The 21,898-nt window shown below is 35.2% G+C and carries 20 protein-coding genes and 1 pseudogene; 19 read left to right on the top strand and 2 right to left on the bottom strand.

Translation table 4 applies throughout. The annotated features are described in order from the left end of the window. Position 1 precedes the first annotated feature (1 nt). The 3 genes from NPA10_RS00895 to NPA10_RS00905 all read left to right on the top strand — a co-directional run bounded on the left by NPA10_RS00895 (position 2) and on the right by NPA10_RS00905 (position 12,319). Positions 2-4,402, top strand: coding sequence for a hypothetical protein (locus NPA10_RS00895; protein ID WP_256547665.1), 4,401 nt, complete (start codon positions 2-4; stop codon positions 4,400-4,402). A gap of 258 nt (positions 4,403-4,660) precedes the next feature. Next, positions 4,661-7,891, top strand: a complete 3,231-nt coding sequence (locus tag NPA10_RS00900; RefSeq protein WP_256547666.1) for a lipoprotein 17-related variable surface protein — start codon at positions 4,661-4,663, stop codon at positions 7,889-7,891. 3 nt (positions 7,892-7,894) lie between these two features. Beyond that, complete coding sequence (locus NPA10_RS00905) at positions 7,895-12,319, top strand: hypothetical protein (RefSeq protein WP_256547667.1); 4,425 nt, start codon at positions 7,895-7,897, stop codon at positions 12,317-12,319. A gap of 43 nt (positions 12,320-12,362) precedes the next feature. On the opposite strand, the gene NPA10_RS00910 is transcribed toward NPA10_RS00905, so the two are convergent. Together NPA10_RS00910 and NPA10_RS00915 are read right to left on the bottom strand one after the other, a co-directional pair. Beyond that, positions 12,363-13,706 (bottom strand): DUF4145 domain-containing protein, encoded by a 1,344-nt coding sequence (locus NPA10_RS00910; RefSeq protein ID WP_256547668.1) that lies wholly within the window; start codon positions 13,704-13,706, stop codon positions 12,363-12,365. 188 nt (positions 13,707-13,894) lie between these two features. Further along, positions 13,895-14,125, bottom strand: coding sequence for a hypothetical protein (locus NPA10_RS00915; RefSeq protein ID WP_256547669.1), 231 nt, complete (start codon positions 14,123-14,125; stop codon positions 13,895-13,897). A 125-nt stretch (positions 14,126-14,250) separates the two neighbouring features. Here NPA10_RS00915 and rpsJ point away from each other — a divergent pair, with 125 nt between their 5' ends. From rpsJ to rpsH, 16 genes and pseudogenes are all read left to right on the top strand, one after another. Continuing rightward, entirely contained in the window at positions 14,251-14,556 is a 306-nt protein-coding gene (gene rpsJ, locus NPA10_RS00920) for a 30S ribosomal protein S10 (protein WP_256547670.1), read from the top strand. Positions 14,557-14,571: 15 nt separating this feature from the next. Further along, positions 14,572-15,267, top strand: a complete 696-nt coding sequence (rplC, locus tag NPA10_RS00925; protein ID WP_256547671.1) for a 50S ribosomal protein L3 — start codon at positions 14,572-14,574, stop codon at positions 15,265-15,267. Between the two features lie 11 nt (positions 15,268-15,278). After that, a pseudogene (gene rplD, locus NPA10_RS00930) lies at positions 15,279-15,836 on the top strand (50S ribosomal protein L4); the annotation flags it as partial. A 144-nt stretch (positions 15,837-15,980) separates the two neighbouring features. Next, positions 15,981-16,346 (top strand): 50S ribosomal protein L23, encoded by a 366-nt coding sequence (rplW, locus tag NPA10_RS00935; RefSeq protein WP_256547673.1) that lies wholly within the window; start codon positions 15,981-15,983, stop codon positions 16,344-16,346. A 5-nt stretch (positions 16,347-16,351) separates the two neighbouring features. Further along, positions 16,352-17,209, top strand: a complete 858-nt coding sequence (rplB, locus tag NPA10_RS00940; RefSeq protein ID WP_256547674.1) for a 50S ribosomal protein L2 — start codon at positions 16,352-16,354, stop codon at positions 17,207-17,209. A gap of 21 nt (positions 17,210-17,230) precedes the next feature. Then, positions 17,231-17,503 carry a 30S ribosomal protein S19 gene (rpsS, locus tag NPA10_RS00945; RefSeq protein ID WP_256547675.1) on the top strand — a complete coding sequence of 91 codons (273 nt, stop codon included), beginning with the start codon at positions 17,231-17,233 and terminating at the stop codon, positions 17,501-17,503. A 26-nt stretch (positions 17,504-17,529) separates the two neighbouring features. After that, positions 17,530-18,000 carry a 50S ribosomal protein L22 gene (rplV, locus tag NPA10_RS00950; protein ID WP_256547676.1) on the top strand — a complete coding sequence of 157 codons (471 nt, stop codon included), beginning with the start codon at positions 17,530-17,532 and terminating at the stop codon, positions 17,998-18,000. A 2-nt stretch (positions 18,001-18,002) separates the two neighbouring features. Next, a complete protein-coding gene (rpsC, locus tag NPA10_RS00955) occupies positions 18,003-18,803 on the top strand; it encodes a 30S ribosomal protein S3 (RefSeq protein WP_265745493.1) in 801 nt (266 codons plus the stop codon). A 15-nt stretch (positions 18,804-18,818) separates the two neighbouring features. Further along, positions 18,819-19,271, top strand: coding sequence for a 50S ribosomal protein L16 (gene rplP, locus NPA10_RS00960; protein WP_256547677.1), 453 nt, complete (start codon positions 18,819-18,821; stop codon positions 19,269-19,271). 5 nt (positions 19,272-19,276) lie between these two features. Further along, entirely contained in the window at positions 19,277-19,636 is a 360-nt protein-coding gene (rpmC, locus tag NPA10_RS00965; protein ID WP_256547678.1) for a 50S ribosomal protein L29, read from the top strand. Continuing rightward, positions 19,636-19,926, top strand: coding sequence for a 30S ribosomal protein S17 (rpsQ, locus tag NPA10_RS00970; protein WP_416388924.1), 291 nt, complete (start codon positions 19,636-19,638; stop codon positions 19,924-19,926). The genes rpmC and rpsQ overlap by 1 nt, the downstream gene beginning before the upstream one ends. A gap of 26 nt (positions 19,927-19,952) precedes the next feature. Then, positions 19,953-20,321 (top strand): 50S ribosomal protein L14, encoded by a 369-nt coding sequence (gene rplN / locus NPA10_RS00975; protein WP_256547679.1) that lies wholly within the window; start codon positions 19,953-19,955, stop codon positions 20,319-20,321. Positions 20,322-20,338: 17 nt separating this feature from the next. Further along, positions 20,339-20,665 carry a 50S ribosomal protein L24 gene (gene rplX / locus NPA10_RS00980; protein WP_256547680.1) on the top strand — a complete coding sequence of 109 codons (327 nt, stop codon included), beginning with the start codon at positions 20,339-20,341 and terminating at the stop codon, positions 20,663-20,665. Positions 20,666-20,695: 30 nt separating this feature from the next. Then, the gene (rplE, locus tag NPA10_RS00985; RefSeq protein WP_307291521.1) at positions 20,696-21,256 is read left to right on the top strand and encodes a 50S ribosomal protein L5; all 561 of its coding nucleotides are present in this window, start codon (positions 20,696-20,698) and stop codon (positions 21,254-21,256) included. Between the two features lie 2 nt (positions 21,257-21,258). Beyond that, positions 21,259-21,444, top strand: a complete 186-nt coding sequence (locus NPA10_RS00990; RefSeq protein WP_256547681.1) for a type Z 30S ribosomal protein S14 — start codon at positions 21,259-21,261, stop codon at positions 21,442-21,444. 26 nt (positions 21,445-21,470) lie between these two features. Continuing rightward, positions 21,471-21,863 carry a 30S ribosomal protein S8 gene (gene rpsH / locus NPA10_RS00995; RefSeq protein ID WP_256547682.1) on the top strand — a complete coding sequence of 131 codons (393 nt, stop codon included), beginning with the start codon at positions 21,471-21,473 and terminating at the stop codon, positions 21,861-21,863. Positions 21,864-21,898 lie beyond the last annotated feature (35 nt).

A 21,898-nucleotide genomic window follows, 5' to 3' on the forward strand; every position in this document is an offset into this window, starting at 1 on the left:
TATGAATCAATTTTGACATTTTTGCAAACGTTTTAAAAAAACTATTTTTGCTAAAACCGTTTTAGTTTTTAGTTTAGTTCCCTTTTTGAGTTTAACTAATTCAGGATTTTTAACTTCTCACAATAATCATAATTTAGTTAATCAGAAAAACCAGTTACAATCAGCCCGATTAACAGCAACTAACACTACTTTCAGTCCTGAAACTAGTTCTAATAATGTGGCTAATTTTCAATTTCCAACGGTAGAATTTGTTGCTGGTGCAGATTTAAGCACATACAATATTCGTAACTTATACAATGTAGCTAATTCAGAATTTTCACTATTATATGCTAAAAAAACCCCAAGCGGAACTAAATCAGGAACTTCTTCTACTAATCCAGAAGATTTAATTGATAGTTTAGTTTATTTAAACAGCAATGATAATACTGTTGTCTGAGCTTGAGAAAGCAGTAGATTAATTTCTAATTTAAACACTAACAGATCCAGTAATAGCATTGGCTCTAAAACCGTTACTAAACTTGTCTTAAATAAAGTTGTTTATTCTGCTGCAGCAAATAGTTTTTTCTTAGCAACTGCGGCAAAAATGACAAATGATAGTGATGATGACGATGCTGGAGCAACAGTTGTTTTCAAAATTGATCGAACTAATGGGACTGCTTCGGTTTATTTTGATTCTGCACGAAATGAAATTCAGATGACTAATACAGGTAATGTTGATTATAAAAATCGCCCATTTAGTCATTTAGAAATTAATCGTGATAGTCGCAATCCCATGTTAATTCTTTTACGATCACAGTTTGATAAAACCTTAAGTGATAGTTCAACTAATCAAGCAAATTCCAACACTAAAATTCGTCAAGATTTTGTTGGTGTATTTGTTGATCAAAATGGAGTTAGTGGGGGAGTTAATTCTTTATTAAATGCTAATTTATCAACTGAAGATCAAACTTATCTTGATGGAGACGACAGCAGAAAAATCATTGTAACTAATTCTTTCATTTTAGATGGAGCATTAGTTTTAGTAACCCAACGAAAAGAAAGTACTACTGTACCAACTAAAGCAACAATTTATAGTTTTTCTTTAAATGGAGCTCGATTAAATGCGCCAATTGCCACTGACATAAATTTAATCAATGGTAAACAAACGTTTTTCAATCTTTGAAGGGATGAAACTAAAACTTATTTAATTGGTACAGTTGCACCTGATACTACGTCTGCTTCTTCTGCACCTAATCCCGCTGGTGCTGGAACTCCAACTCCAACTAACACTGATTTATTCATGTATGAATTATCGATGTATTTGGATTTCAATAATGCGCGCACAACCGCAACTAAAATTGAAAAAACTATTCCTCACTTAAACGGACGACATTTAAAAGGAATTGTCAGAATTCATAATTCCCATTTATTACCAGCCCAAGCAATTTATCTGGGCATCAGTGATAATGACTTATTAGTTAGTTTAGATGAAACATTTAATTTTGTATCAGTTGTGGCTCTAGTTAACAACTATCAAAAAAGTGGCAACAAATCTAATAAAATTATTCGGTTAGTTAAAGGGATTCATTATTATTTATTCTATTTATCTGATGGTCAAATTATGGCCTATGATAACGGGGGATTTGCTGGATATGCCAGTCAATTATCCAAAACTAATGGTTTTGAATTAGTTACACCAATTTCTTTCTTGGCACAAACTGAAATTAAAGATGGAGCACAATATTTCACTAAAACTTTTAGTGAGTTTCAAACATCTTATAAAAGTAATTGAGAAAAAATGGTGCAATATGTTCCAGCTTATGATGAAGTTAAGCCCGAATTAGAATTTGATTTTATTGACAACAATAAAACAGATGCAAAGGCAAATTACTCTCATGCTGTTACAGTTAATGTTTATCAAAAACTAAGAAGTTTAAATGCCGATGGAACAGTGAATACTAACACTGGCACAAATTCTGCATCATTGCCCCGAGTTTTCTTGGGCAGCAACCAATATTTTTTATACAACAGTGTTGCCACAGTTTCTGCTAAAACTAATGTTTTTGATCCGCAAACTGTTCTAGCTTCGAATGTTGCTAGTTTTTATTCCCAACCACGTAATTTAAATGCGGCAATTGATCGATTTTTAAATTTAGCCAATGTTGATATTTATGACCAAAGATCTGATGGCAAGAGAAATGTAGTTTTACATTTTAATGCTAATGATACAACTGGTGTATTGACTTTAACCGTTAATATTGGTCATCTATGAACAACATCAGGTAGCGCTAACAGTCTACAAAACAATAAAACTTATACTTTTACTTACAATAATTTTTCTCTTGGAGAAAATGCTGATAATTTAGTTTACAAACTAAATCCTTTAAATGTTAACCAGATTGCTAATAAGTTTCGGGAAATGAGTCCTGCTGATTTAAAGAAAGAAGATTTAAGAAATAACTTCATCAACCTTTCTAATTTTTTAGCATCCCAAAAACAAACCGTTCAAATTCTTCCTAATGAAGCTGATGGGAATGCGGTAATCACTTTAACTTTTGACTTTGATAATTTAAACATTCATTTACCAAATGATCCCCAAGCAATTCGTGTTACCCGAAATTCCATCACTTGAAAAACGGGGAATGTTTTTAAAGCAACTCCCGAAATTAATCAAGCAATTGCTTTATACTTTAATACTTCGCAAGAAATTGCTACTCATAATGCGGCCACTCCTTTATTAAATCCTTCAGGACTTGAAGGCCAATTGCGAAATGCAACCAAATTAGAAGATAAAATTAAATTAGTTGTTGATACTTGGGGATTAGTGAAAGTTTCACCTTTAGTCCGCGGTTTGATTGGTGCAGTTAGCATTACCAAATCGCAAGATCTATTGGGGATTTTTGATTTAGAAGTTATTTTGACCAAACCTTTGGGTCATACAAATAATTTAAAATACACACACCGTTTTCAAAATTTTCAAAAATCAGTTTTAACTGAAGGTGATGTTTTTGAAGTTGACATAATTAATAAAGAAGATTATTTAGCAAAATTCAATCCTTCACAAGAACAAAATTTATTTAATTTAGTGCCTTCTGCGGTTGCTCAATCTGATTTATTAACTCGAACCGCAAATACTTTAAGTGACACTAACCGGATTCTAGGTGGACTGATTACGCTTTCTAAAAACGCAGCTGATAGTGATTACAGTATTTCACTAGCGCCAAATGATGCTAAAGGAGAATTACTAGTTACTTTATTCTTTCCGAATTTCATTGAAAAAGTTGAAGCAGTTGGCACATCAAGTACAAGTCGGGTACAATTAGTAACTAATAAACGAATTCATCATGTGATTAGGGGATTTGCGCCAACCCAAACATTACAAACTAGTCGGACTGAATATTTCTTAAGTTGAAAATCATTTAATGATTTAGAAACACCTAATGCAATTAATCCTAGAGAACTAGCCCAACAATTACCCCCACCTGCAGAATTATTGGCTTCTGAATTTAGTACTTATGTTTCGAAATTACCAACCTTAATTCATCGGGTACAATTGTTTGCTTTCATTTCTTCTTCAGTTTTAGAACGCTATCGTGATAATCCAGTTGATTTGAGAGTTGATTTAACAGCTGATGATCAGTTAGGAACTTTACGAGCAGATTTTGCATTTAACAACTGAAACTTTACCGAAGGGTTTACTAGTTTTAGTCAAACTTTTTCGGGATTTAAAATTAATACCCAAGAATTTAGCCGGCAAGTACAAACTTTTGATCCCTTAATTCCTAATGCTTTATCCGATCAAGAATTAGCCACAATTCGTTCGGGATTATTGGCATCACAAATTGATGCCAACTTATTAGCCAAATACTTTAGTTTCAGTGGTAGCATCTTAAACAATTTAGCTAAAATTGTTTATTACATTTATGATGAAACTATTGGTACAGCCCAATTGCTTTTCTTTGTCCAACGTCCTGATGCTATTAGCCAGCAAAATAATGTTGCTTCAACAGCGCAAACCCAAACTCACAAAACAACCATGCGCTATCATGAAGGATCTGCAACAGTTGATGCGGATAATAACATCATTTTTGATTATCAATTTATTCCTCGCGAAGAATTAACTAGTCAGGGTTATGTAGAATTGGCAAATAGTGGAATTGTGTTACAAGGCTTCCAACAATTACACCAAACCAGCACACGGAATGCCAGCATTATGCGTTTAGTTCTAGCAACACTAATTCCAATTGTTGTTTTCGCTGCGGGAATGGGGATTGTGATCCGTTATCGTAACTATGTTTTAGTACGCAATGTGAAAGTCCGAATTAGTCAACAATTAATCTCGAATTGGGAAGCAGAAAACCACCGTCGGAAAAAAATTGATGAACTAGATAAAACAATTAAATTAGCCAAAAATTTAGGTTAGATTTATCAGTTTATTTTTAGATTTTACTCTTAACATATCAACAACTTTAACCCTTGAATAATTTTGATTATTCAAGGGTTAATTCTGTCATCAGAGACAAGATCTAAATGAAAAAAATGGTAAAATTTCATATTATTTGTACATCTGTTACAAATCAGGTTGATACGCTTGAATTACGATTGAATAATTTATAAGCTTCAAAGTTGAAAAATTCATATCCAGAATTTTTAGTTTTTAAAAATTAAGTTGGATTTCCGAATGACAAAACGTAAAGTGAAGTTTTTAGGAATTTTTACGATTTTGTTAATTTCATTTTCCATAACTGGAACTGAAGTCAAGTTGTCATCACATACAATAAATCAACAACAAACCACAGGTTTAAACCACCAGTTAAATGGTGCTAAAACTGCCAATCCATTGCTCTCCCACATGTTGACCAGAGTCACACACAGCAGTAGTGTAACTGGTCCAACTACCAGCATCTATCTACCAAGTTCAGTTAGTTTAACTGACAGTGAGCATGCATGAGATCAAGACAATTTATTATTGGCGTCACAAATCACAGCCGAAAAAATTCGTCAGTTATTAGTTATTAATCCAGCAGGAAGTGGAAACAATAGTGCAGAAACACCAACCCAGGATAATTCGGGTTATAAGTTCGAAAAACTGAAAACTGATAATTCCAAAACTTATGAATCGGTGGAGAAAAATAATTTAAATACGGATTTAGGTTTTAGTTTAGGCACTCTAACTGCTTCAAGTTTAAATTCAATTGGAATTGAAATTGTGGAAGTTGATGATTTAGCTGGAGTCTTAGGATTCCGAGTTTATCAAACTTTGCAAACATATACGGTTGAAGGATCTACTTTTAGTCGTGGTACGGCTAATTTAGACAAAATTAGTCAGTATCGGGCTGTGATTTTACCACCAACTAAATATGGCACTAAACCAACAACTCCTGAACCAGTTCCGGCTGCATCGAATACTGCTGCCCAACCCGCTGCTCCGGCTGCTCCAGCAGCCCAAACACCAGCAACTGAAACACCTGCAGTAACCACTTCATCTTCAGGTGGTTCCACTCCGGCTGCGCCAGTTCGGGCTGCTCGGGACGTGTCAGCAAAAAGCGGAACAGCGACAACACCAGTTGATAATTCAGTGTGGTATTTACCAACTGATCAATTTCCATTAAAAAAAGATGAATTCATTTTTGCTTGAAAAACCGATCGGTTAGTTAATGACTGAATTCGTAATTCTAGTAAAAAAGCATCAGAAGTTACTGATACTGATGTCAAAAATTATTTGGTTAGTGTATTAAGAACATTTGATAACACAACACATAATCATGATGTGCCCCAATTTACAGTAGAACGTAAACCCAATGATGCCAATGGTCAATTAGAAGTAACAATTAAACTAGACCCCAAATACCGCAATTCCATTAAAGAAGTTAAACGCAATTTTTTTGGCTTTAGTGGTTCAACAATTCCTAATCAAGGTATTAAATTAAATTACATCTCAGAACAAGTTTTAACTAATGCGGTAATTAAACAACCAGTTTGAAATTCAGGTAGTGGCGTACTAGAAGTTAATTATGTTAACAGACAGGTCAAGGATTTACTGCCATCACAATTTTTTGATGTGAATGCTAATCGCATAGCAACAATCGAATATACTCCAAAACCAGAAATGAGTTTGGATAGTGCAAACCCATCAACACCATCATCTTCAACAACCACAACTAATCCACCTGCTACAAGCGTTTCTAATTCTGCACCTGCAGCATCAGCTTCTGCAACCTCTCCAGCTGCATCTGGGGGTTCAAGTTCGGCTGCAACCCCAACTTCCCCAGAAAAACAAACACGCTTATTTAATTTTGTTGATTTGTTTAATGGCGAAACTATTAATAGTAGTACATATGGGAATACACCTGCACTGGAACTTTCAAAAGAAGAAGGCATGGAAAAAGGAATTGGTTATTTAACATTTAATGGCAAGAAAAGTGGGGATGCAGACCTTGGGAACTTATCCAATTTTGGTATTACCAAAATTGAAGGTTATCCCAATGATCGAGCAGGAACTTTAAATTTATTAGTCCACTATACTAGTCCCACTGAAAGTGGCGCTTTAATTGAAGGAACTCCAGAAATCATTATTTATCAAGGGTTTCAAACGAATGTTGATACGGGGCAGTCTTTATTCTTTTCTTGAAAAGATAAACTACCCGAGCAATATGCGAATTTAACTCCCGCTAATACAGTAAGTATTTTCCAAGAAACTGCTGGATTAGATCCTGCTAATTCTAATTTAAATAATTTTGTTGATACCGAACAAGCTAAAACTTTTGTGTCACAATTCTTTACTGGCTCTGAATATATTTTAGATAAATACAATGCGAAATATGATTCATTAAGAAACGAAGGTGCCAAAGTTTCATTAAGTGTTAACTCTGTAACAAATCCCACAACTAGACAAACAACCGAAAGCATTTTGGTACAAGTTCAATTCGCTCAATTTGGTCAAGAAAAAGATAAAATTTTCCGAAAGTATTTTTATCCATCTTCTCAGGCTACAATTGTTCCTTCAGCTTTACAAGCAACTTTACGACCAAATCCTAATTTTGCGTTTCAAGGTCATATTTATTCAAATAAATTGGCAAGTGAATTAACGTTAGATGAAATCCGTAATTTATTTAATTTTCGTATTCCAGAAAGTGGTCAAAATTTTACCAGTCCTTTAGATGAAGCAACTTTCTTTTATGCGGCTAATGATCGCTTGGGAGAATTAATTGTTTCCATTATTTTTCCCAAATTCAATAACATTGAAAAATACCAGTTTAGTTACAAATTTACCAATTTTAAAATTAACACAATTTTGAAAACCAAACTAGAACTAAACTTTACTCCATTAATTAATTTAAGTTCAGAATTTTTAGCTAAAGATCCAGCAAGCATTGTTGATCTAACTCCTAAAGATGTTTTGAACAATTTATTTGACACTTTACCAGAACAAATTTTTAGTTTGTTATCTGAAGATAATATTCAAATTGTTGAACGGGGGAGTGATTATATTATTGTTGAAGTTAGTTTAAATTGAAATGATTTAACTAGTGGAACCCATAATGCCAACAGAAATAATAATTCTGCAACTCCAACTAATCAAGCATTTAAAACTAAAGTTTTGCATGATGATGAAACAGCGATTGATCCGGATAACCAAGTTATTCGGTTCCGCATTGATGGTTTTACTGGGGGCAACAGCCGCATCTTTTCTAATAACCAATCACCAAAAATTTTAGGCGATGTTTTAACCGAACAAGAAATCTTAATGATTGGTTCATCAATTGGTGGTGGTTTATTTGGCATTTTATTAGTTACTGGACTCTATGTTTTAATTCGTAATTGACGATTAAAAAATTCCCACTTTTTAGCATCTGACACCGAGAAAAAATTAACTAATAGTAAGAAGAAAAAATTCAAAAGCGAGGAATAGATTATGAATCAATTTTGAAATTTTTGTAAACGTTTTAAAAAAGCTATTTTTGCAAAAATAGTTTTAATTTTCAGTCTTATTCCCTTTTTCAGTTTAACTAATTCAAGTTTTTTAAGTTCGGCTCATCACCAAAATTTAGTGAACCAAAAACCCCAAACCCAAGCTGCTCAGTTCACTGCAACTAACAATGGTTTCAGTCCTAACAGTAGTTCTAATTCATTATCTAATTTTCATTTTCCAACTGTAGAGTTTGTTGGGGGAGAACATTTAAGTACTTACAATGTGCGTAATTTATATAATGTTGCTAGTTCAGAATTTTCTTTACTCTATGCTAAGAAAAAATCGGCTTCAGGTGGAAGTACTTCTAGTACAGACCCAATAAAACCAGAAGAATTAATTGATAGTCTAGTTTATTTGAATAGCACAAATAATAACGTTGTTTGAGCATGAGAAAGCAGCGCATTAATTACTAATTTAAACACTAACCGTACTAGTAATGGTGTTACTTCCAAAACAGCAGCTAAATTGATTTTAAATAAAGTGGTTTATTCCGCAGCATCTGATAGTTTCTTTTTAGCAGCTGCGGTTCTAACTTCTACTGATAGTAGTGATGATGGTGATAATGGTGCAACCGTAATTTTCAGAATTAAGCGAACTGATGGAGTTGCTTCAGTTTATTTTGATTCTGCGCGCAATAATATTCAAATGACTAATACAGGGAATGTTGATTATAAAAACCGGCCTTTTAGTCACTTAGAAATTAATCGTGATGGCACTAATCCGGTGTTACTTCTTTTACGAACCCAATTTTATAAATCTTTAAGCGAAAATTCAAACACAACAACAAATGCTAATACTAAAATCCGTCAGGATTTTGTTGGAGTTTTTGTTGATCAAAATGGTGTGAGTGGTGGGGTGAATTCTTTATTAAATGCAAATTTATCACCTGAAGATGCAAAGTATTTAGAAGATGAGGGAAATCGAAAAATTATTGTAACTAATTCCTTCATTTTAGATGGAGCATTAGTTTTAATTACCCAACATAAAGAAAATACTACACCACCAACTAAAGCTACTATCTATAGTTTTTCTTTAAACGGATCTCGGTTAAATGCACCGATTTCCACTGAAATAAATTTAATCAGTGGAAAACAAACATTTTTCAATCTTTGAAGGGATGAAAACAAAACTTATTTAATTGGAACAACTGCCCCTGATACAACAACAAGTTCTGCACAACCTAGTGTTGCTACTTCTGGAACTGCTAGTTCCAGTGATACTGGTTTGTTCATGTACGAATTATCCATGAATTTAAACCTAAATAATGCTCGTACAAGTGCAACCCCAATTCAACGAACTATTCCACATTTAAATGGACGACATTTAAAAGGGATTGTCAGAATTCACAATCCCAATTTATTATTGCCAAACACCACTTATTTGGCGCTGAGTGATAATGATTTATTGATTGGTTTAGATGAAACTTTTAATTTTGTATCAGTACTATCTTTAGTGAATAATTACCAAAAAATTGGAACTAATGCTAATCAAATTATTCGGTTAGTGAAGGGTGTTCATTATTATTTATTCTACTTATCTGACGGGCAAATCATGGCTTATGATAATGGAGGATTTGCAGGATATGTGAGTCAACTTTCCCAAAATAATGGTTTTGAATTAGTAACACCAATTGCTTTTACAGCCCAAACCGAAATTGTAGATGGAGCGAAATATTTCACTAAAAGTTTTAGTGATTTTCAAAGTACTTACAGACAAGACTGGGAAAAAATGGTGCAGTATGTTCCAGCTTATGAAGGGGTTAAACCTAATTTAGAATTTGATTTTATTCAAGCAACTCCAACGGATACAAGTGCTAACTATTCTCATGCTGTTACAGTAAATGCTTATCAAAGACTCCGTCATTTATCAGCTGATGGCACAGTTAACACTACCACAAATAATGTTGGTGGAACTTCTAATGCATCACCCCGAGTTTTTTTAGGAAGTTATCAGTACTTTTTATACAATGCTGCAGCAACTGTTGCTGCTAAAACAAATGTATTTGATCGTCACACTGTTTTAGCATCTAATGTAGCAAGTTTTTATTCGCAACCACGTAATTTAAATGCCGCAATTGATCGTTTCTTAAATTTAACTAATGTTGATATTTATGATTTAAGAAGCAATGGGACCAGAAATGTTACTCTAAATTTTCATCCTAATGATACCAACGGAACCTTAAGATTAACTGTTAACATTGGTCATTTGTGAAAAACTATGAATAGCACAAATACCCAATTAACTAACCAGATTTATGATTTTACTTATAATGATTTTTCCATCGGGGAAAATCTGAATAATTTAGCGTACACATTAAATCCTTTAAATGTTAACCAAATTGCTAATAAATTCCGGGAAATGAGCCCGGCAGATTTAAAACAAGATGATTTACGTAACAACTTCATTACCCTTTCTAACTTTTTAGCAGCCCAAAAACAAACAGTTCAAATTTTGCCAAATGAAGCTGAAGGTAATGCAGTAATTACTTTAACTTTTGAGTTCACTAATTTAAATATTCATTTACCAAGTAATAAAGATGCCATTAGTGTGACTCGTAATTCAATTACTTGAAAAACTGATAATGTCTTTAAAGCAACCCCTGAAATCAACCAAGCAATTGCTTTATACTTTAACACTTCCCAAGAAATTGCTACTCACAGCGCTGTAACACCTTCGTTATCTCCTTCAACATTAGAAAACCGATTACGAAATGCAGCAAATCTAGAGGACAAAATTAAATTAGTTGTGGAAGAATGGGGATTAGTTAAAGTTTCACCTTTAGTGCGAAATTTAATTGGTGCAGTTAGCATTACTAAATCCCAAGATTTATTAGGACTTTTGGATTTAGAAATTATTCTAACCAAACCACTAGGTCATACAAGCACTCTAAGATATAGCCATCGTTTCCAAAATTTCCAAAGATCTGCTTTAACAGAAGATGATCTTTTTGAAGTCAATGTCATTAATAAAGAAGATTATTTAGCCCGATTCAATCCACCACAAGAACAAAACTTATTTAATTTAGTTCCGTCTGCAGTTGCCCAATCAGATTTATTAACCCGAACCGCAAACACTTTAAGTGATACGAACCGTATTTTAGGTGGTTTAATCACCCTTTCTAAAAATGCAGCTGATAGTGATTACAGTATTTCATTAGCGCCAAATGATTCCAAAGGAGAATTACTAGTTACTTTATTCTTTCCTAATTTCATTGAAAGAACAGAAACAATCACTCCTGGAACTACGGGCCAAGTACGGTTAGTAACTAATAAACGAATTCACCATGTGATTAGGGGATTTGCGCCAACCCAAACAACCCAAACAAGTCGGACTGAATATTTCTTAAGCTGAAAATCTTTCAATGACTTAGAAACCCCGAATGCAACTAGTCCTGGAGAATTAGCTCATCAATTACCACCTCCAACAGAATTATTAGCTTCAGAATTTAGCACTTATGTTGCTAGATTACAAGCATTAATTCACCGCGTACAATTATTTGCTTTTATTTCTTCAGCAGTGCTAGAACGCTATCGTGATAATCCAGTTGATTTGAGAGTTGATTTAACAGCTGATGATCAGTTAGGAACTTTACGCGTTGATTTTGCATTTAACAACTGAAACTTTACTGAAGGGTTTACGAGTTTTAGTCAAACTTTTTCGGGATTTAAAATTAACACCCAAGAATTTAGCCGGCAAGTGCAAACTTTTGATCCACTAATTCCTAATGCACTAGATAATCAAGAATTAGCAACAATTCGTTCGGGGTTATTAGCATCACAAATTGATGCTAGTCTCCTAGCTAAATACTTTAGTTTCAGTGGTAGTATTTTAAATAATTTACCAAAAATTATCTACTACGTTTATGATGAAACCATCGGTACAGCCCAATTACTTTTCTTTGTCCAACGTCCTGATGCTGTAACTGAACAACAAACTAATTCAAACCCAACACCACAAACCCAAGCGCATAAAACAATCATGCGTTATCATGAAGGTTCAGCTATAGTTGATGCAGATAATAACATTAGTTTTGATTATCAATTCATTCCCCGCGAAGAATTAACTAGTCAGGGTTATGTAGAATTGGTGAACAGTGGGATTGTGTTACAAGGCTTTCAGCAACTACACCAAACCAGCACCCGTGATGCAAGTATTATTCGTTTAGTTTTAGCCACATTAATTCCAGTTGTTGTTTTTGTTATGGGAATGGGAATTGTGATTCGTTTCCGGAACTATGTTTTAGTGCGGAATGTCAAAGCCCGGATTAGTCAACAATTAATCTCGAATTGGGAAGCAGAATACAACCGTCGTCAGAAGGCATTACAACTTGATAAAGAAATTACAGCAACTAGAAACTTCAATAAATAATTTTCTTTAATGAAACCAATACTAGAATAAAAAAAGAGGTTAATTATGAATTAACCTCTTTTTTGTTGGATGCAATTTGGTTTAACATGCGGGGTCTGGTTAATAACTCGTCTGCTAGCCGGTTGATAATTTCAAAAGTATTATGAATTAACAACACATGCTGTTGGGGCAGTTCTTTCAATTTACAATGTGAGGCATTGTTTAGCAGATCAACAACTGCATGTAATTGTTCTAAATAATTTTCTTTAAAGTGATCAGATAATCTTTCTTCAATTGCTTTTAAATTCACCCCAATTGAAGTGTTATTTTTACAAATAGTTTGAAACATTTGCTCCATGATTACCCGCAATAAAACAGCAGCACTCCGAGGTGAAATCGCATAAACTTTAGCGGCTTCATTGAAGAGATTAATGCACAAATTATCCATATCCAGATTAGGTTGACTAATAACATTCAGATGACGGACGGGATAGACTAATTGTAAGTTGGAGCAAACTTTATAAAATTTTTCCATATCCCAAGCTTTTTCATTACCCCCATGTAACTGACGGAATTCTTTTTTGAATTGGTCATAATATTCAATGTTTCAATAAGCAAACCGTTTACAGTTTTTACAATAAGACAATTTCAAACTATTATCATTGAATGTTTTCAGTTTTTCTTGTCAGCCTGATTTTTGTAATTGGGGACTAGTTTGGGCTAATTTGACTAATTCTTCAATTGATAACCAATCTTGATTACGACGTTTAAAACAAGAAGGACAGACAAAGTTATTTTGAGTGTAATACGGTAGTTCTAGTTTTTCTTTGGAATCATCTAATTTATCTTTTAATTTAATTCCTAGTTGGGGATTAGGTTTGCTTGCTAAATTAGAAGTTAAAGAACTAGGTTCATCAGAATTAACTGGAACTGAATTTACAATAGCTGTTGCTGGGTGTATTTGTGGTTGGTTTAATTGTGTTAGTAAACCAGTTGGTATTTGTTGGGGTTGTGAAACTACAACAGGTTCAACTTTGTTTTGAGCTGGATGATGACTAGTTTTAGACGTAGCTTGTAAAACCGTTGCATCTTTAGGTTGCTGATTATTTGTTTGAACTGGTTTAGGAGTAGAATTTTTATTTTCAGTAACTGTTGATTTTTTAGCTACGGGTTGTTTTGATTGATTGGGTTGTTTAGTTGACTGTTGAGCAGCTGGCTTATTTTGCTTATTCGCTGCGGTGGCATTATTTTGCACAGTCTGAACTGGTTGGGGATTTGTTACAGCTTGTTGATTTTGCTTTAGTTTTGATTGGTTAGGATTTACTTCAGTAGTCTGAGCTTGTAAAACCGTTTGTTTAATTTTAGTGGGGTTATCTTGGTTGGTTTCTTTATTATTTTTGTTACCCATGTGTATGTCTATATTTCTTAATAAATTCTCAAATTGGATTAATTTGAATTTCAAAAATTTGATAAATGGCGATTTAGATCAAATTCAGTGGATCACCTGTGTTTTTTATTTTATTGGGAAATTTCTAAATAATTACTAAAAGAATGCAAAAAAGATTTAAATTAGCAGTTTTGCTTCTGAATTGGGATTTAAATGATCTTTTCAAAACCATCTCTAACAGCTTTTAAGCGTGTTTTTTTGTGAAAAAATAGTAAATTAATTTGGAAAAAAGAAAATTTCTTGTACAATTGTCTGTTGAATGTATCTTTATGATACGCCAAAAACTGTTGCATTTTCTCACGATTTTCAATCCAGGTTAAACTGTGATTTTTCTTGGAAAATACGAGTGTTTTTGCCAGTTTATCAGCATTTTGTTTCATAAAAAATACAAATTAAGTAACTAACCGAAGGTGAAGTTACTTAGTTTTATTTGTGTCTTATGGAACTAAAATCTTGTTGATAAATGATTTTTGACTAAAAAAGAAAAGATTGTTTTTAACATTTTATGAATGAAATTCGAATTAAATTAATCTCATATGATTTCCGGCTATTAGATCAGTGAGTGAAAAAAATTATTGAAATTACTAACGCCAATAATGTCAAAATTAAAGGCCCGATTCCCCTACCAACTAAAAAAGAAATTTGAACTTTTCAACGATCACCCCACGTTAACAAACCTTCCATGGAACAATTTGAACGACGCACCCACAAACGGTTAATCGTTTTAACTAACTTCAATAATGATGTGATGGTAGCAATTCAAAGATTAGTTTTACCAGCGGATTTAGAAGTAAATTTTGAAATTAAATAGAAGTAAATAGGTAAGATGATGAAATCATTAATCGGAACTAAAGTTGGTATGAGCCAAATGTTTAGTCAAGATGGGACTTTAATTGCAGTAACTGCGATTCACGTTGAACCAAACGTGGTAGTAGGAGTGAAAACCCAATCAACTCATGGTTATGATGCAGTTTTAGTGGGATATGGCGATATTCGCGAAAAACTAGTTTCTAGACCAGTTAAGGGGCAATTCAAAAAAGCAAATCAACCATTAAAACGTCATTTAATTGAATTACGTGGTGTAACTGGTTATAACGTTGGTGATTTGTTAAAACTAGAAGATAGTTTCCAAATTGGGGATTTCGTGGATATTCAAGGAACTTCACGTGGTCATGGTTTCACTGGAGCAATTAAATTGTGAAACTTTTCCATGGGAGCCCGTTCTCACGGGGCTGGATGACCCCACCGTTACCAAGGTTCATTAACTGCTGGTCGTGGTGGCGCGAGTGCGCAACGTGTGTGAAAAGGGAAAAAAATGGCCGGAAGATACGGGAACGAAACTGTTTCAGTAATTCATTCAGAAATTGTAGGACTAGAACCAGAACAAAATTTATTATTAGTTCGTGGTTCAGTGCCTGGACGTAATAAGGGAGTTTTACGGATTAAAACTACTACCCGCTCGAAAAAAGCGACCAAAACACCTTTCCAAATGTTTGTCCGTGATTCTGGCGCAACTAAATAAGGAAGTGAACTATGAAGAATTTTAAAATTACAAACAGTAATGGTGCAACAGTTGGTGAATTAGAGTTATCTCAACAATTGTTAACTGCTGAAGAAATTCACAATCAATCTTTATTTGATGCGGTTTTATTAGAACAAGCTTCAGTGCGTCAAGGCACTCATTCTACTAAAACTAAAGCAGAAGTTTCTGGAACTGGTAAAAAACCATTAGCCCAAAAACACACTGGTAATGCTCGTCAAGGTTCTCGTCGCAACCCGCATTTTGTGGGCGGTGGAGTTGTATTTGGTCCTAAACCAGGTCGTAATTACCGTAAAAGTATGAATCGCCAAGTTTATGCTTTAGCATTTTTGTCTGCTTTTTCACAAACTGTTAATAGTCAAAAATTAACTTTATTAACTGATGATTTTCACCGTGACAGCTTACCTTCAACCAAAGCAGTTAACGACTTGTTAAAAACTTTTAATTTAACTAAACAAAAGGTTTTGTTTGTTGTGAACGATGACAATCCTAACTTATTTTTAGCAGCCCGTAACATTAAAAATTTAATTGTGAAAACTGCTTCAAGTGTTTCTGTACGTGACTTACTAAATAATAAACACGTAGTGATGCAATTGGGTGGTTTTCAAGCAATTATTCGTTTACGCACTAACTTGGAAATGAAATTGAATTTGTTCGATGCCAATTCCCAACCAGCAACTAAAGGACAATAGATCATGGATTTAACAAAAGTAATTTTACGACCCTTAAATACTGAAAAAGCGTATTTGTTACGAAACCAACAAAACCAATATGCCTTTGTGGTCGCAACAAAAGCAACTAAAAAACACATTCATGATGCTTTTGTGGCAATCTTTGAAACCGAACCAGTGGCAATTAACACCACTTTGCGCAAACCAAAACCAACCCGATACGTGAACAAAGGTCGTCGGGGTAGTACTAAGTTAATGAAAATTGCGTATATTTCAGTTGACAAAGGTGTCATGTTGTATGCTGATCAAGCAGCTGAAAATACCGCAGAAGCCGCTGAACCAAAAACTGATCTAACACAAGAGTCAGTGGCGAAGAAAGAGGATAAATAATTAGTATGGCAATTAAACACGTTAAGCCACGTAGTAGTGGTCGCCGTAATATCCGGTTAATTGATTATAAACGTAGTCTTTCTGCGACCCAACCCGAAAAAAGTTTAACCAAAACGTTAAAGAAAACGGGGGGACGAAATAACTTAGGTAAAATTACTACCCGTCACCGTGGCGGTGGTCACAAACGTAAGTACCGGATGATTGATTTTCACTACGATAAACCCAACATTGAAGCAACTGTGAAAACAATTGAATATGATCCAAACCGAACCGCTTTTATTTCTTTAGTGGCTTATAAAGACGGAACTAAACGTTATGTGTTGAACTCTGATGGATTAAAAGTGGGCGATAAAATTGTTTCTGGTTATGAAAACATTGACATTAAACCAGGTAACTGCTTACCATTAGGTCAAATCCCTGAAGGAACCTTCATTCACAGCATCGAGTTAGCTCCACGTAAGGGGGCTCAATTAGTGCGAAGTGCGGGAAGTCAAGCCCAAGTTTTAGGACGCGATGAAACCGAGAAATATGTTGTTGTTAAATTACCTTCTAATGAAATGCGCAAATTTTTATTAGATTGTCGCGCGGTTATTGGTCGAGTTTCTAATTCTGATCATAATTTAGTGAATTTAGGTAAAGCTGGTGCTTCTCGTCGGTTAGGAATTCGACCAACCGTACGGGGATCAGCCATGAACCCGAACGATCACGTTCACGGTGGGGGAGAAGGTCGAAGTCCAGTTGGACGTAAACAACCCCGAACACCATGGGGGAAACCGCATATGGGAGTGCGAACCCGCAACAAGAAAAAACCATCTAATTCTTTAATTGTGAAATCCCGTCACATGAAATCTAAGCGTAAATAATAAAGGATCAAGTACATTATTATGTCTCGAAGTAGTAAAAAGGGTTTATTTGTTGAGCCAAGTCTGTTAAAAAAAGTGGTGGCTATGCAAGCAAGCGAAAAGAAAAAACCGATTAAAACTTGATCTCGTCGTAGTACGATTTATCCAGAATTTGTTGGTTTAAACTTTGAAGTTCACAACGGTAGAAACTTTGCCAAAGTTTATGTGACCGAACATATGGTTGGCCATAAATTAGGTGAATTTGCACCAACCCGGGTGTTCAAAGCCCACACATTAGCTAAAACGAAAAAATAAGTCAATTTGGAAAGGAAATCAGAACCATGCTTGCTAAAGCAATTCAAAAAAACATTCGTGTTTCTGCAAAAAAAGCTGCGCTTGTTTGTACTTTAATTCGCGGCCATAAAGTCCAAGATGCTTTTAAAATTTTAGATAATGTTGAACAAAAAACCGCTGCTTATTTAAAAAAATTACTAGCCTCTGCAACCGCAAATGCGGTCAATAACCACGGAATGGACGGAAATAGTTTATACGTTTTTCACGTGGTTGCCAACCAGGGCCCAACTTATAAACGCACTATGCCCCGGGCCAAAGGCCGCAGTGATTTAATGCGTAAACGTTCCACCCATTTAGAGTTGTTTGTTTCAGATAATCCCAATGAAAAAGCTGAACGCAATGCTAAATTGTTAAAACCGCGCGCGCACCAACACAAAATCAATTCTTCAACCCCAAATAATCAAGGTTCCATTGTGGTTGAATCACAAATTTTAGATAGCAAAGGAAATACCAAATAGTTATGGGTCAAAAAGTTAGTCCAAATGGTTTACGATTTGGAATCAATAAACAATGAGTGAGCCGTTGAAATGCTTCTAGTGATAAGCAAACCGCACAATGATTAGTTGAAGATGAACGCGTTCGGTTGTATTTTGCAACTAAATACAAAAACGCAGGCGTGGAAAAAGTGGAAATTGAACGCTTAATTAATTCTAAAGGCCAGCAACAATTTTTTGCTTATGTTTATGCGGTTCAAGTTGGAATCTTATTGGGGAAAGCCAAAACTTTAGATGAAATTGAACGGGATTTACGCCGCATTGTCGGACGCAAAACCGAAATCAAAGTTACCATTAAAGCCGTTAACAATCCCGCAACTAGTGCCCAATTAATTGCACGAGAAATTGCTGATGGAATTGAAAACCGGATTTCATTCCGTTCTGCTCAGAAAAAAGGTATTAAAAAAGCCATGATGGGTGGGGCAAAAGGAATTAAAACTAAAGTTTCTGGTCGTTTAGGTGGAGCTGAAATTGCCCGAGATGAAGGTTATTCTGAAGGTGTGGTACCTCTTTCTACTTTACGAGCGGATATTGATTATGCGTTTGCCATTGCCAAAACTACTTATGGGGTAATTGGGGTTAAAGTTTGAATTAACCGCGGTTTATATTTTGGTAAGGGCTTCATGCCTGAACCAGCCGCACCAGTGCGAACTAACAGTGGTTTTAACCGCAATAATCGCAACGATCGCCGCCGCCGCCCCGATCAACGTCCTCGCAGTCAAACTGAAAAACCAACTTCAGCACCAGCCGCAGAAAAAAGCGAATAAGACAGGAATTAAACTATGTTACAACCAAAAAAAGTCAAATACCGTAAACCACATAAAGTGAGTTTTGAAGGTCCAGCTAAAGGTAACTCATATGTTGCATTTGGGACTTATGGTTTAGCAGCGCAATCTGGCGCGTGAATTAATGCGCGTCAAATCGAAGCAGCGCGGATTGTGATTTCAAAAAAACTGGGTAAAACCGGTAAAATGTGAATCCGCATTTTCCCCCACATGTCACTAACTAAAAAACCTTTAGAAGTGCGGATGGGATCAGGAAAAGGAGCGCCCGATCGCTTTGTAGCTGTGGTGAAACAAGATACCATTATGTTCGAAGTGGCGGGAGTGCCTGAAGCAGTTGCGAAGTTAGCGCTGAAATTAGCGGGTAATAAATTACCAATTAAAACCCGTGTGGTCCAACGCCAAATTAAACCAGCAGCGGTTGGAACCAAACCAGAAGTTAATGCCGAATAAGGGGGATGTCGATCATGTTAATTAAAGATTTACGTCAAAAACAAGATGACGAACTAAAAATGTTAGTTGTCCAATTACGGATTCAACAAATGGAAAACCGGTTCCAAGCAGCTCAAGGGGAATTAACTAAAACCCATTTAATTCGTGAAACCCGACGGCTAATTGCGCAAGTGTTAACGGTTTTACATGAACGTAATTTACGCATGGAAACTAAGGATTACCACCGTTTTAGCAAAATAATTATTGAAGAAAACAATAAACAAGCCGCAACAGAAGCTGCTGAAGCTAAAACGGGTTTATTAGATCAAGTTAAAACCAAATTAAGTGGGTTGAAACTGAAAAAACAAGAAAGTGATGTGCAATAATGAATCAAGTCGAAAAAACCCAACCAACAACTCCAGTGACTAAAAAATACCGCAAAGTCTTAAAAGGTGTTGTTGTTTCTACGAAGAATGCAAAAACCATTGTGGTTAAAGTCGAATCCAAATTCAAACATCCCTTGTATAAAAAACTGGTAATTCGTCACAAAAAATACCACGCGCATGATGAATTAGAAAAAGCCAAAGAAGGCGATTTCGTGAGCATCATTGAAACCCGACCGTTAAGTGCTTTAAAAAATTGACGGTTAAACAAAATTTTAACTGAAGCAAAATAGACCATTAAGGAGCTTAGGAGAAAATTATGATTCAATTCATGACACGCATGAATGTTGCTGATAACACCGGCGCCAAAGAAGTTGGGGTCATTAAAGTTTACGGGGGCACAGGTCGCCGGTATGCTTCAGTGGGCGATATTGTTTTAGTTTCAGTTAAAGCAATTTCTACCCATTCCAATGTAAAACGGGGCCAAGTGTTCAAAGCCGTGGTTGTCCGCACCAAAAAAGAAATTCGCCGACCTAACGGCATTATTCTAAAATTTGATGACAACGCGTGTGTTCTAATTAAAGAAGATAAATCCCCTCGGGGTTCACGGATTTTTGGTGCAGTAACCCGGGAACTACGTGAACGTGGTTTTAACAAAATTTTATCTTTAGCACCCGAAGTAATTTAGAAAAAGGAAAAACACAAATGCAACGCATTATTAAAGGTGATAAAGTCCGGGTTATCGCGGGAAAATTTAAGGGAACAGTTGGCAGTGTTTTAGCTGTTTATCCCAAAGAACAAAAAGTTTTAGTCGAAGGTGTAAACCGGGTAAGACGTCACACTAAACCCAACCAACAAACCCAAGATGGGGGCATTGTGGAAAAAGAACTACCCATCCACTGATCTAAAGTAACTTTAGCCCATGATAAATCTAAAGCCGTTTATACCAAAGTTGGTTATACTTGGGATAAAGATAACCACAAACACCGGATTAACCGCAAAACCGGTTTACCAATTGGAAAACCAAAATAGGTCAGATTTAGAAAGAAGATCAAGCTCATTATGTCTCATTTAAAACAAAAATACAAAACTGAAATTGTACCCGCGCTTTTTAAATCCCTGAACTTAAAATCAGTGATGCAAGTTCCCCGCTTAGAAAAAATCGTGATTAACATGGGAGTTGGTGATGGCGCGGCTGATGCGAAACTTTTAGAAGCTGCAGTGGCTGAACTAACCATCATTACCAACCAAAAACCAGTTACCACCAAAGCCAAAAAATCGATTGCTAGTTATAAAATCCGGGAAGGTCAAGCAATTGGGGCAAAAGTAACATTACGTAATGCTAATATGTGAGCTTTTGCTGAAAAACTATTTAACATTGCTTTACCACGGGTGCGGGACTTTCGTGGTTTTAGTCCCAGTGGTTTTGATGGTCGGGGGAATTTCACTTTAGGAATTAAAGAGCAAACAATTTTTAGTGAAATCAACTACGATTTAGTGAAAAAAATCCGGGGGATGGATGTTACTTTTGTGACTTCCACTAATTCGGACGATCAAGCCTATGATTTATTATTGGCACTAGGATTACCATTTATCAAAAAACAAAAAAAGGAAGCTAATTAGTTATGGCAAAGAAATCCTTAAAAGTTAAACAAAAAAAACACCAAAAATTTGCCGTGCGAAACTACACGCGGTGCGAACGCTGTGGTCGTCCTCATGCAGTGTTCCGTCGGTTTGGGATTTGTCGATTATGCTTCCGGGATTTAGCGTACAAAGGCGCAATCCCTGGGGTGAAAAAGGCTTCTTGATAAGCAATTTTAATTAAAGGAAAATCATTATGTATACTGACCCAATCTCTGATCTGCTTGTCCAAATAAAAATGGGAATCAAGGCTCACAAAACCAAAATCAAAATTGCTGGCTCCAAACTAAAATTAAGTGTAGTAACTTTACTAAAAGCAGAAGGCTACATTTTGGATTTTAAATCCGAAACCCGCAACAAGAAAAACCAAATCACCATTTTCTTCAAATACCGTGATGGAGTTGCTTCAATTAACGGGGTGCGTCAAATTTCTAAACCAGGTTTACGTGTTTATGTGCAAGCAGACAATTTGCCTAATGTTTTAAATGGTTTAGGCATTGCGATCATTTCTACCAATAAGGGTTTAATGTGTTCTAAACACGCCCGTAAACTGCAAATTGGTGGCGAAGTTTTAGCTTATGTTTGATAAATATCACACCTCATTCAGCAACATTGAAAACAATT

Source organism: Mycoplasmoides fastidiosum (genome assembly GCF_024498275.1).
Taxonomy (GTDB): domain Bacteria; phylum Bacillota_I; class Bacilli_A; order Mycoplasmatales; family Mycoplasmoidaceae; genus Mycoplasma_N; species Mycoplasma_N fastidiosum.